This is a genomic window from Variimorphobacter saccharofermentans (assembly GCF_014174405.1).
Taxonomy (GTDB): Bacteria; Bacillota; Clostridia; order Lachnospirales; family Lachnospiraceae; genus Mobilitalea; species Mobilitalea saccharofermentans.
The window spans coordinates 4,044,569-4,057,274 of record NZ_JACEGA010000001.1; the positions used below are offsets into that span (position 1 = coordinate 4,044,569).

Sequence of the window (12,706 nt, forward strand, 5' to 3'; positions counted from 1 at the left end):
CTAATACTCATCCTATTGCTTTATCAGACTTTTACACTCTAATTCTATAATATATTAAATTGGAATACCTGATCAAAGCTACGTAGGGTTTTAAAATTACCTTTCGCCGTCAATTCACCTGACATAAATGCGCCTTGAAATGTTATTTTACCAAGAACTAATCGGTTCATGACACTGTGCGTCGTCTTAGCGATTACATCAGCATCCGATTTTTCTCCATAATAGCATTTAAGGCGTTTGTTTTGTATTTCTACAACTAAGATCTTATTAATGTCCGATATATTAATGGAGTAAGAAGCTGAAAAATCATCAATTGGATGGAAATTATCCTTTAAGTTCTTAATGAATTCCTGCCCACCTTCTTTATCCGAACCGTTATCAAGCATCTCTTTAAATAACTGCGTTAATTCCTCAATATCTTCCTTCTGCTTCTTCACATAGGTATCATCCGATACATACACAGATAACTGCTCGCTTTCCTGCGGTGTCAACGGTAAGGAACTGCTTCGCAATACATTTTGCTTGATTGCTGTATTACTTGTGGGAAGAACCTTGCGCTTTTGATGTATCACACGATAGAAGGACTCCGCCTTCTTCTCAATGATTCCCGCATAGTCGGAATTTGTTTCAAACTCCACGTGATCTTCAACATAGGCACTTAATCCGTTACAGGGAATTCCGCCCAGCATATCCCAGGCTTTAATAAGTGTGAGTTCTGCATCTCTTTCTCCATAGGTACTGGAGATAACCACCGGAAGCATATAAAGCTTACTCAGCTTCTCCTTGTCAGCATAAAGCCAGCAGGCATCCAGAAACTGCTGCATAAATCCACCTATTCCCATCCATTCCACGCTGGTTGCAAGAATAACTCCATCAACCTCCTTCAGTGTTTTAGGAAGCATGGAAATTGTGCTTTTTTCCTCATAAAGATTATATCTGGTTACCTGAACTCTGAGCTCCTCCAATACTTCTGTTAATTTACCGATAACGTAGAGAGTAGGATCTTCGATTAATCCCCTGCCACCATAATAAATATTTACTTTCATAAAATAGTCTCCTCCCAATATCACATACCATGTGTTATCTGGAAATCCATTCAAAACCTTATGTTCTGGAAGTACGGGATTTCCTGCTTTGTTCCATATACAAATACAGAATAATCATGAGTAATAAGCCTCCGACAAACCCGCCTATATGGGCTGCCTGATCAATCCTGCTATTAAAAATACCGCCATAGATACTTAATATAATAAATATTATAATCCTTGACGTACTAATTTCCTTAAACCTTCCTCTATGAACAATCACCTGAAAAAGCATTGCTCCTACAACCCCAAAGATTGCTCCAGAGGCTCCAATAGAGTAAACTGATTTTCCAAACTCAAATATACCATTCTCATTCCACATATTATAGCTTATGGAAGTAATCCCTGCAATAATCCCTGATCCAAAATATACTAGAAGATATCTGATTCTCCCGGTAATCCGCTCCAAATTATCCCCCACAAAGAGCAATATAATCATATTACTAAACAGATGATCCCAATCCGAATGCAAAAACATAGAAGTGATCAGCCGATAATATTCATGCTTTTCTTTCACGTAATACCAGGACAGGGCTCCGTTAAAAAACATATGCTCCTCTCCGCCAAATACATGTACATAGTGAAAGATAAGATAAATTAATATGTTGATAATAATCAGCGATGTATTTACCGGGGTAAAGGTTGCTAGGATACGAGAAGTATTATTCTTTATCGATGTCCATAAATCAGGTCTTGTTCCACCCGGAAGCATTTCTCCATTCTGTTCTGCCAGAAGGTGTTCCAGCAAGCTTCTAAGCTGGGCAAATTCTGAGGATTGTGTCTCATATAAAATGACTCGGCCTTCCCGGGTATCGATAATCCAGTGATTATCCTCCGACTCATCCAGAATCAAATGTTTTGCAATGTCTGGATTACCTGTAATAATCAAGCTAACCAGATGTAAAGCTACAGGATAGGTAGCTTTAAAATTATTCTTAACCTGCTGAAGGATATAATGATACTGTTCTTTTGTGAACTCATTCCCTCTTTCTGCGTGAATTACAGATACTACGTTAAGGCTACCCTCTTCCTCGAGATAAAAAAGATAGATTCCCTGTGTATTCGAAGAAATCTTACGGTAACCCATATTGACTAAGCTGTTACTTAATCTATCCTCAAACATTGTAAACAGTCCTATTCTAAATTATACTTCCCAATCAAATGAGCGAGTTACAGCTTTCTTCCAGCCTTGTAACAAGGAGCTTCTCCTATCCTCCGTCATATTGGGTTGGTACGTTTCCGCAAGTGCCCAGTTCGTTATGATCTCCTCTTTATCCTTCCAGAAACCAACTGCCAGGCCTGCAAGGTAAGCCGCTCCGAGTGCTGTCGTTTCAATACATACCGGTTTATGAACCGTCGTATCTAAGATGTCTGCCTGAAATTGCATTAGAAAGCGGTTTGCACAGGCTCCACCATCTACCTTTAACGATTTTAAACGGATATTAGAATCAGCCTCCATTGCCTTTAACACCTCATAGGTCTGATAAGCAATCGATTCTAACGTTGCTCGTATAATATGATCCCTATTGCATCCACGGGTAATTCCCACAATTGCACCTCTGGCATTCTGATCCCAATAAGGTGCTCCTAGCCCGGTAAACGCTGGAACTACATAGACTCCATTGGTGTCCTCTACCTGGCTGGCATATTTCTCACTCTCTGCAGCAGTTCTAATGAGCTGTAGCTCGTCCCTGAGCCATTGAATGGCTGCTCCGGCAACGAATACACTACCCTCCAGTGCATACTCCACTTCTGCTCCTGTTCCTGCTGCAATGGTAGTGAGTAGACCATGCCTTGATGTAATTGCTTCCTTTCCTGTGTTCATAAGCAGGAAACATCCGGTTCCATAAGTATTCTTCACTTCACCACTGCTAAAGCAGCACTGTCCAAATAACGCAGACTGTTGGTCCCCTGCTGCCCCGGCAATCGGAATTTCCTCCCCAAATAGGGAGCTGTCCGAATAGCCATACACACAGCTGGAAGGCTTCACTTCCGGTAGCATCTGTAAGGGGATATCCAGCTCTTCCAGTAATCTGGTATCCCAGGTTAGCTTCTTTATATCATATAGCATCGTTCTGGATGCATTCGTATAATCCGTTACATAAGTTTTTCCCTTTGTAAGATTCCAGATAATCCATGTATCCACGGTTCCGAACAGTAGCTCTCCTTCTTTCGCTTTCTCTCTGGCACCAGGTACATGATCCAATATCCATTTAATCTTAGTTCCCGAAAAATACGCATCAGGAATTAATCCTGTCTTTTCCTTGATATAGGGTTCCAGCCCCTTTGCCTTTAATTCCTCGATCATATCAGCCGTTCTTCTGCATTGCCATACAATCGCATTATGAACTGGTTGCCCTGTATGCTTATTCCACACGATAGTCGTTTCACGCTGATTGGTAATTCCTATTGCAGCAATTTCCTTCGCATCAATCCCAAGCTTGGCCATAGCCTCTGTCGCTACTGATATCTGTGATGACCATATCTCCATTGGATCATGCTCCACCCATCCCGGCTTTGGATATACCTGGGTGAACTCTTTCTGCGCAACACTTTTCATATTTCCCTGTTTATCAAAAATAATGCATCTTGAACTGGTGGTTCCCTGGTCGAGTGCCATAATATATTGTTTCATAGCTCCTGTTCTCCATTTCTAATGATATTTTCCCAGTGAAATTCCGTATAATCTCACCTTTATTCCATCTTCATGAGTGAACTGATTACTTATTTTTATCTGGCATCTTTAATGGATATCACAATGACTGATATTGCTGCGATCACAAGAATGATATCCAGTATGAGCAACACCCCATAAAAGAACTTATTCACAAATTTATCATCCCGTTTGTCCTTCCATTGAAATGCAGTATTAAATGTTAATACCGCAGAAAAAACCAAAAGCAATATTCCTTTAACTAATGCATTATTAATGAAGTTTGCAATCACTAAGAACAGTATCATTACTATAGCGTGCAAAACATCATATCGTCTCTTCATATCAACCCTCCAGTTATTATAAGCACTGATTTATTCTATTTTACACTTTTATCCCATTATTTACAATGCTTTTTAGGTACTAAGTTACTCTTGGTTACTCTTTATGGTAACGAAGAACTGATAGCCTGGAACAGGAATATATCCGCCGTGGAGCCGTTTTCACTAAGTTGCACTGCATAACGGTACATAGGACTCTAAATAACAGAGTCCAAGTACCGATAATCGTAAATTCTTCACCTTTATGTATGTCATCTATAACCAGACAAGTTTATTTCTTAAATTATTAGCATAAATCATACAGGAATATATAACGTATATTTGCAAATGCTACTTCATCTCCTAATTGGATTTCTTTCTTCTGGTAGCTCTGTAATATTTCTTGGTTTACATAGGTTCCATTTGTTGAGTTTAAGTCTGTGATATAGAATTGGTCCTGTTCCTTCGTAATTTTGGCATGATATCGACTGACTACGTCGTTTTTCAGGCAGTAATCCACATTTTTCTTAAGTTTTCCGATGAAAAAGGGGAAATCGGTAATTGATATTGTGGAATAGTTTATTTCATCCACAGGCTTGAGCATAAATTCTTTTTGCTCCTTATTTTCATTTATACATGGACTCAAAGCATCTTCACTTATACAATTAATTGCTTCCTCATTGAGAAAGCAGGTTGGGTTACTATCATAACTTTCCTCTTGCTGACTTTGTGTGGTATTCCTCAAGAATACCGAAGCTCTTAACCCTGCCTGTTCATGTACATCGACCTGTTCTGGTAATATATCGCCCTCTTCTGGTTCATCCTTCTCATCACGATGTAATGAGGATGGGTCTTCTTGATCCTCTCTTGGATTTATATAGCTTTTTCGCGGGGTGATACGAGCCTGTTTGTTTTTCTTATCCCATATTTTCTTGAGAAAATATCCTTCTGTACAAATAAGAATTAGCAATAGAGCACATACCTTTGTATAATCCATACGGTTTCCAAATTGATTATATAAAATTCCACTTGTAAGTGCTGCTATAACAATCATTACTCCTCCTGTCAGACATAGTACTGTATAGAGGTATGTAGCGGGTGGGTAGGTATTTATCTCAACTTCATCTTCAATTCTTTCTAGCATAACAGGAATATCCGATTTCGCTTTTATTCGATTTATAGTCCTCTTAGACTGTATGGTATTTGCCTGCTGCAGAATACCTTTTCGTTTAACTTTGTTCTTTTGTAATACGGTAGTTTCCGACTTTTCCTCCTGTTTCTCATTCCTTTGGGTGAAATATTCCTCTTCTGTTTTCTCATATTTTCTCGTTGATGCAGGTTCTCTTTTTCCCTTGACGTTATCAGGTACCATTTCTTCAATCTGTTTATTCAGGAGATTATGAAGCTGTTCAAAGGTGAAATGTTCCTCCCTGCTGACGGAATAAAGCTGATATACTAATAAAACCGCTTCCTTATCATGATAATCCACCTTATTCATTAAGAACTCGATTAAGCCATTCATTTGCTCCTTAATGTTTTTTTGATATCCGGGATAGTAGCATAAATAAGGCTCATCTGTAGTAACATCCAAGTAGATGTAGTCCGGTTGCAAAATAAAATTATCCTCATTCAGTAAATAGTTATAAACCTCGTCAATAACGGAAAGTATTCTACTGATTATCTTCTTAAGTCTCTCATAGGATAATACCGTTTTATCAAAATAATGGAACATGGATTGCTTTGCAGTAATATCATAATAATAAAGAACCCGGTTATCCAAACATTTGTGATTTAACGCCAGAAGTCCTTGAAGCGATTGATACTCCATCATTTTAATACTGTATCGTTCCTCTTCGTAATCCTCCCCCTTTATTACCATATAATTATTTCGTAGGTCTTTTTTATACTCCACTTCCATAGATCTTTCTCCTTCTTGACTCTCTATAAATCTTTACTTCCCGAAGATTCCCTCCAGTTTATCTTTTAATTGACTCACACCTTTCATCCTCGAGCCAGAATCCAACACTACTTCCATTTGCCGTAACGTTTCAGCGGGGTTGTGAATCCCACTATCTTCTTTGATCGTCCCATGCGCCAAAGAACTAAATAACTGCTTTACCCAATATAACGATACTGATGTTTCGGTTTCAACCGATAGCTTAACCTTGGTCTTTCCGACCTCTGAATTTACCTCGGCAATTCTTGTTAAGAATAGCCCCTCCGATAACTCTTGCTGTAAGTATTGCTGGATCTGGGAGGCTTCCATATCATTATTTCCCATCAGAAGATAGAAGACTCCTCTTTCTCCAATTGTTTCATAACTAAGGTTTCCGGTATCTATATCAGCCTCATGCTTCAGAGTAATACTTGCTTTATGCAAGGTTTTATTGATAATTCCCTGTATTCTGCACTTATCATGAAGATAAAAGGAGAGATACAACAGTGCAAAAACAACAAAAATAACGATGGGCATGACAAAGGCCGCCTCAACCGTCATGCTACCCTGTAGTGTCTGCTTTGATAGCATCCTTTTTCTCAGAGTCACACCATACCCCTCCTTTCAACCTTACTACAATATATTGCATGGGTATTTATACTCCGATACCGTATTCTGATAGCATTAGAATAACATAACCTATTAGCAGGAACGGGATAAAAGGTATACTTTTCTTTCGATCTGCTAGGCGAAGCATCAATAAAAAAATTGATACAATGGCAGCCAGAATCAGAGCAATGGCAAATAGCTCCAGATTACTCCAAAACCCCAGTCCCAATCCGGTAATGCATAACAACATACCATCTCCCATTCCAATCTTTCCTCCTGTGGCTTTGCTTAGAACCACTACGGACAAACCCAGAGCCAGTCCACATATTCGATCTGCTATAGATATCGAGTAGCAAAAAGGTAAACATGCAATTACAATAAAGGCTCCCAGAGTAATGATCCAGAGATATACCTTTTTCTTAACGGTATCCTGTATCCCACAAAACAGTAATAATAATCCCATACTGATTGTCATCGTTGATTCTGCCATACTATATTTTCTCCTTATCCATTTGAATTTTTAATTCTAATAATATTATCTGATTATATAAATTTTTACTGATTATGTTAGTATTACGTAAACTCTATCTTAGCCGTAATGTATCATCCGTCATCCACCGCATCGTTTGCATGGAGGTCTTCCTCCCACCTTCGACAGGGGTATTTCCTGAACACTTCTCTTAATACGACTACAGTTTCTCCTGCTATGATACCTGGTTCCATCCGATGTAATATAGTAGGTTGCAAAATCACCCTCCTTCCCAGTACAACAGGATTCACAGGGATAATACTTTCCACCATTATCATTTCTCAATGCGTCAGGGATTCCTATGGTAGACTGAACGGATAGAAGAATATGCGTACAGGTTTTGCTCTTATGATATACCCTACCCGTCTCAGTAATATACACTATGGGATCATCCTCAGAACTACTTTCTTCGCTACTAGTTGAATAGGCTGATGCCACCTTATATCCCGTCCAGCTTCGAAGCTTAACTCTTTGTATCAACTGCATATCTTTAATGGTAATTATCTTTATGGGTAATCGGACTTTGTATCGTACAATAATGTCAATACATCCATCCTGATCCATCAATTGCGATCCCATAAAGCTGATTCCATCATATCCTTCATAGATACAGGAGCGATTAATCTGATCAATATCAAGGTATTTCATAGCATAAAGCTTAAGAACTCCATCACTTACCACAGAACCTGCAAACTCGTGTAATCCAATTTCCAGCTCCTCACCGAAGAGTGTTTGATCAAAGCCCAATGCATCCTCTACGTCCATGAAATCATCGTATATGTATGCAGTTTTGGATAAATCAAGACCCATTCTGGTTAACCCTGCCTGTATTTGCTCCTGAATCAGAAATATTTGTATGAAGTAAAGAAAGGCAAGTATAAAAAACAGGAATATGGGCGTAACTAATGCTGCCTCCACCGTTAAGGAGGCCCGTTTCTTTTCTGCTATTAATGTGTTAAGAAGTTTATTTACCTTTATGTTCAAAGCAGCCTCCATCTTACAATATAGAAGAGCCATATTAGCTATCAAATACTTGGATGGATTGGGATATCCGTTCTTCTTTTAATTAGAAATGATATATATGATTCATAAGCAAATGACTTCTTGGAGAGAGATTTTTATTTAATAGATAGATTAGACGTTTCATAATTTAATAGACAAGAGAACGGACATCCCAATCCATCTAAGTATAGGGATTAACATGAGTCTTTAAGATCGATAAATTAAACAAGCAAACTCTTAGATAGAACGTTTTTAGTAACTATAAGTAGCTTGTGTCGTGTATTGAAATCTCTGAATCCTTCGATTATAGGATCCGAGTATGAAGGGTATTGCTATGAATTTGGGCTTTACTATAACGGTTGAGGTAGCATGATAACCAAAGAGCACATTTTGCATATAAAAGGGTTCATCATAACGAATCTGGATATTCTCCTGAATCAGATCCATAGCCCTGTAAATAAGGTCCTTTTTCTTCTTCATAAAAAGAAATGCACATAAGTATTCATGATAGGATATGGATATTTCTTTGGTTTGAGCAATCTGAACCGCCTTTGATTGAAAGAAGCTTCGATTAAGCATAAATATCTCTGGAAGTTGTACTAACAGGGTCTTCTTGAGAACAGGAACCTCCCTGTCCATCATAAGTGCACAGGTATCAACCAAGGCTTCCGAGAAAGCCCAAATCAGCATTAATATTGTCTGCGTAATGCTAACCAGGATTGGTAGCCCAGTAAAACCAACAAGGGCTGCAGCGGCTAATTTTGCTTCATTACATTTTGATGAATCACCCAGCAGGCTAACAAAATCTAAGATGGTTCTCAGGAAGATAATACGTGAAATTACCGAGGACAAATTATCAAAATCATTATACTTACCTACTAGAAGATATTCCTGTTCATAGCTAAGAAAGGATGGTTTTCTAAGCTTTATATCCTCTCCCTCTTTGGGATATGCATAGAAATGGTCTCTGATGTATTCCTGATAGAGAATGTGTTCCGCTATTTTATTTATTCCATCACCCAATACGGAAGCAAAATCGGGCTCTTTTCCAAACGTACCAAATAAATCTGCTGCACCGGTATTCTTATTCCCAATTGCCGCATTTTCAAAGAAAGAGGTCAGTTTTGATAAAAAATCAGTGTCTTCACCAAATAGCGCCGCAAGACTGGACGGAAGCTGGTCCTGCGACAGTTCTGCCCTTGATATCTGATTTGGGTCCACCACAAGACTGGTCAATCCCCCTTGAATCATGGTCCCTATCTCATCCAGGATATCTGACCTCTTGGATTTATCCAATACCAAGCTACTGTAATCCAGTGTAAGTCCCTCAATCTGATAGGATTGCAAATAAGACTCCGCTGCTTGAAACGCACCTTTGGCAGTTGAAAATGCTTCATGATTCAATGCAGACTCTACTTGATTTAAATAATTTCTCCCATTATTTAATACCTTAATATTGTTGCTTAGTATTCCTTTCATACTATCAAAATTAAACCCTTTTGGATCTGTGTAGCGTTTCAGTTCCCACAGATTCTCCACCAGGCCTGAGAAAATATCCTCCTCTATCGCATCTTCCTGCTCATATAAGGTAGCTTCATACTGCTCGAGAATGGGTTCTGCTGCTGCCAGCTTAGGTAATATCATATCAATGGTTGAGATAGCCTCGTTAATGTATGGTTCTAATCCAGCTGTAACTGTTAACAGCTCATTTTTTGCTGAGTGCAGCCCGTTTATCAGGCTTTTTTTCGTTTTCTCCAGTTCACTTAGTTCTTTTTCGAGGCTCTCAATTCTTTTTCGGATATCTTCCAAGACGCTTTCGTTATCTTCTTTACCTTCTTTGCTGGTATCTTCCTCCTCTTCACTGGATTCCTCTGCCATACTCTCTGCTTCTGATAGCTTTGCTTCCTCATCTTCCAGTTCAAGGCTTACCTCATTTTGTCTCTCTATTACCGCCTCCAATTGATCGAAATCACTATAAATAGACTGAAATTTTGCTTTCAGGTCGATATAGCTATTCTGTAAAGCAAGATAAATACTGTTATGATTAATTCCAACCTTGTCTTGGGTTGGTTCACCGTAACAAAGCTTTTTCACAAAGGAGCCGGAGGTTTTCAGCCTTCCATCCTTCGTCGTCTCAAGTCCTTTCTTGCTCGTCATTACACCATCTAAGGATTCCATCAGTTCCAGGATTCCCTCGTCAATATCCACCAGTTCCTCTTCCGCCTTTTGCTTCTGTTCATAGACGATGCTAACCTTTTTCGGAGTATCCATAAGTGACATTTTTTCTAAAAAAAATTCAATTCCTTTTCCAATTTCACGATACTTCATATACTCCACCGCCTCATTAAGAAAAAGGGTTCCTTCATAATCCATTAGCATAGCAAACTGATCCGTAGCTAAGGAATCAACAGAGCTGTTATAAAGTTCAATTCCTTTTGAATATAGCAGAGAATTGATGTCCCTGTTGGGCTCCAGAGTATACGACATATAATCCATCAGCTTGGCTGCAATTGCCTCCTCCTTTTCTTGCATGCTACCCGATCCGGTATGATATCCAAAGATATGATATTCCTCCCACAGAGGACCGTAGTATTCCGCCAGAACAGAATCCATTGCAGTTGTCAGGGAACGCTCTGCCCATACCTTCGCAGTACTTACCCTCGCTCCTTCAATGATGGTAAATATCAGCGATAAAATCAGCAGCAGGATGAAGCTGAAAAATACCGTTATGGTTCCGTTCATTTCTTGCTTATTTCTTTTATTCAGATTACATCTTCTCCTTCTTACGGTCCCTCTGAGCCGCCTATGATTTCTCCAGAATCACCTGTAATGGCTTCAAATGCCTGTTCCACTATGGCAGAGATCTCATCCTTAAATATTAATACCAGCCCAATCACGATTACCAGAATCAATATTACTTCAATGATTCCAACACCCTCTACCTGAGGGGTAAACATCCTCCAATACATTTGTTTCAATCTTCTTTTCATCGTCTTCGCCAAAACTGGCTTTCCCTCCTTTTTAGATTCGTCGTAGTACAGTTGTTATATGTAAATCATCCCGCCTCTGATTAATTTGCTCTTTATCAAATTCGAAAGGATAAAAAAGCCGGAATTAGTATAATCAGCATCACAATTACCAGCATAATCATCATGGGGGCTAACAATCTGGTACTGGCCTCCTCTCCCATTCTCTTTGCCATTTCTTTACGGTCTTCAAAGGCTTCCAGTGCTTCTCTCATTAATAGCTCCGTAAATCCTTTGTTACCCTTTCTTAGATTCTGTGTAATTAAAGAGCAGAATTTAACATAGGGGATTAATCCAATTCGTCTCCCATACTGCTCATAAGCAATACCTTCTGCAATTCCAAGTCGAAGCTCATTCGCGGTTGTTAACATCTCTTCATAGGCATAGCGCTTTGCTCCTTCACGCTGACCAAATAACATACAATAATCATCCACAATTTTTAACCAGGCCTGCTTTACTGTCATACCTGCATTAACTAGCAGTGTGAACTTATTGATAATCTCCGGATAATCAAACAGCATCTGCTCTCTTCGCTTCTTCATCTTCTTATCCAGTTCTTTATCTGACAGTAGCCAGAGAAGTCCCGCTATGAAGCCTCCCGCAATTGTTATCTGAATTCCCTGCCCCCTGCTTTTATCCTTCCAGGTCAGCCGATAGTCTTCCACTGATTCCGGAAGTGCTAAATGAGGCTGCTCCTTTGATTGCTTTGATGACTTTGCCACCGCTTCGTCCAATTTTTTAGTCAGCATTTCCTCTTCACTAAAGATACGAGGTAAAATGTGAAAATGCAGAGTATGTTCGTATTCCTCTTCACAATAGGTTAATACGGCTGTTACACTTGTATCCACCCCTTCCTTAAGCTCCTCATTTACTATCGTTCCATCTGATCGGATTAGATTCCGGTTCTCAGGCTTCCATTTTACAGCGATACTGGTATCTGGAATTCTGTTCACAAAATTCAATTTTGTTGTAATCTGTTTTGCTGATTCATTTTCTCCCAATACTGCCATGTCCAAATACTGAGATGCATTTTGAAACACACCGGGCAGCTCATTCTCTGCATACTCCTGTTCCTTAACATTAACTGTCACCTCTTTCTTATGCTCATCCTTTCCCTCCTTCCTTAATAATACCTCCAGTTCTACCCGATCACTTCCTTCACCGTAAGCAGGACGCTGTATATAATGGCTGCCTATGATAATAGGATTTTGAAGCTCCTGAACCTGAAGAATAACGGCAAACACATTCGATAGAATAAGAGCAAGAAGGACCAGAGAAATCTTACTGCACCAATATAACCGGGTTAAATTTTCTGTTCTCCTGGTTACATGAAGTGCCTTAAAAGCATCTACAATTTCCGTCTTTTGGTTTAGTTTCTTTTCTAATCCTGTCCTAGTAAGAATTAAAAATGCAAGTGGATATAAAAAAAGCAATTTATGCTCTTTTGAATCAATGTCCTTGATCCATTCCCTGTACTTCCACCTACTACATAGCAGTCCACCCAAAAGAACTGCAAGAAAACCGAGATTTACATACAGCATAGACA

At 39.2% G+C, this 12,706-nt stretch carries 11 protein-coding genes; all 11 read right to left on the reverse strand.

The window, feature by feature from the left end:
- Positions 1-44 precede the first annotated feature (44 nt).
- Positions 45-1,046, reverse strand: a complete 1,002-nt coding sequence (locus H0486_RS17660) for an SCP2 sterol-binding domain-containing protein (RefSeq protein WP_228354248.1) — start codon at positions 1,044-1,046, stop codon at positions 45-47.
- Between the two features lie 58 nt (positions 1,047-1,104).
- Complete coding sequence (locus tag H0486_RS17665; protein WP_228354249.1) at positions 1,105-2,208, reverse strand: rhomboid family intramembrane serine protease; 1,104 nt, start codon at positions 2,206-2,208, stop codon at positions 1,105-1,107.
- Between the two features lie 21 nt (positions 2,209-2,229).
- Entirely contained in the window at positions 2,230-3,720 is a 1,491-nt protein-coding gene (gene glpK, locus H0486_RS17670; RefSeq protein ID WP_228354250.1) for a glycerol kinase GlpK, read from the reverse strand.
- A 95-nt stretch (positions 3,721-3,815) separates the two neighbouring features.
- Positions 3,816-4,082, reverse strand: a complete 267-nt coding sequence (locus H0486_RS17675) for a hypothetical protein (RefSeq protein ID WP_228354251.1) — start codon at positions 4,080-4,082, stop codon at positions 3,816-3,818.
- Positions 4,083-4,365: 283 nt separating this feature from the next.
- Positions 4,366-5,976, reverse strand: coding sequence for a DUF6382 domain-containing protein (locus H0486_RS17680; RefSeq protein WP_228354252.1), 1,611 nt, complete (start codon positions 5,974-5,976; stop codon positions 4,366-4,368).
- A gap of 33 nt (positions 5,977-6,009) precedes the next feature.
- The gene (locus H0486_RS17685; protein WP_228354253.1) at positions 6,010-6,603 is read right to left on the reverse strand and encodes a TadE family protein; all 594 of its coding nucleotides are present in this window, start codon (positions 6,601-6,603) and stop codon (positions 6,010-6,012) included.
- Positions 6,604-6,649: 46 nt separating this feature from the next.
- Positions 6,650-7,093, reverse strand: a complete 444-nt coding sequence (locus H0486_RS17690) for an A24 family peptidase (protein ID WP_228354254.1) — start codon at positions 7,091-7,093, stop codon at positions 6,650-6,652.
- A gap of 120 nt (positions 7,094-7,213) precedes the next feature.
- Positions 7,214-8,116, reverse strand: coding sequence for a TadE/TadG family type IV pilus assembly protein (locus H0486_RS17695; RefSeq protein ID WP_228354255.1), 903 nt, complete (start codon positions 8,114-8,116; stop codon positions 7,214-7,216).
- Positions 8,117-8,386: 270 nt separating this feature from the next.
- Complete coding sequence (locus H0486_RS17700) at positions 8,387-10,876, reverse strand: DUF5702 domain-containing protein (protein ID WP_228354256.1); 2,490 nt, start codon at positions 10,874-10,876, stop codon at positions 8,387-8,389.
- Between the two features lie 41 nt (positions 10,877-10,917).
- Positions 10,918-11,136 (reverse strand): Flp1 family type IVb pilin, encoded by a 219-nt coding sequence (locus H0486_RS17705; RefSeq protein WP_228354257.1) that lies wholly within the window; start codon positions 11,134-11,136, stop codon positions 10,918-10,920.
- Between the two features lie 83 nt (positions 11,137-11,219).
- On the reverse strand, positions 11,220-12,701 hold the full coding sequence (locus H0486_RS17710; protein WP_228354258.1) for a type II secretion system F family protein: 1,482 nt from the start codon (positions 12,699-12,701) through the stop codon (positions 11,220-11,222).
- Positions 12,702-12,706 lie beyond the last annotated feature (5 nt).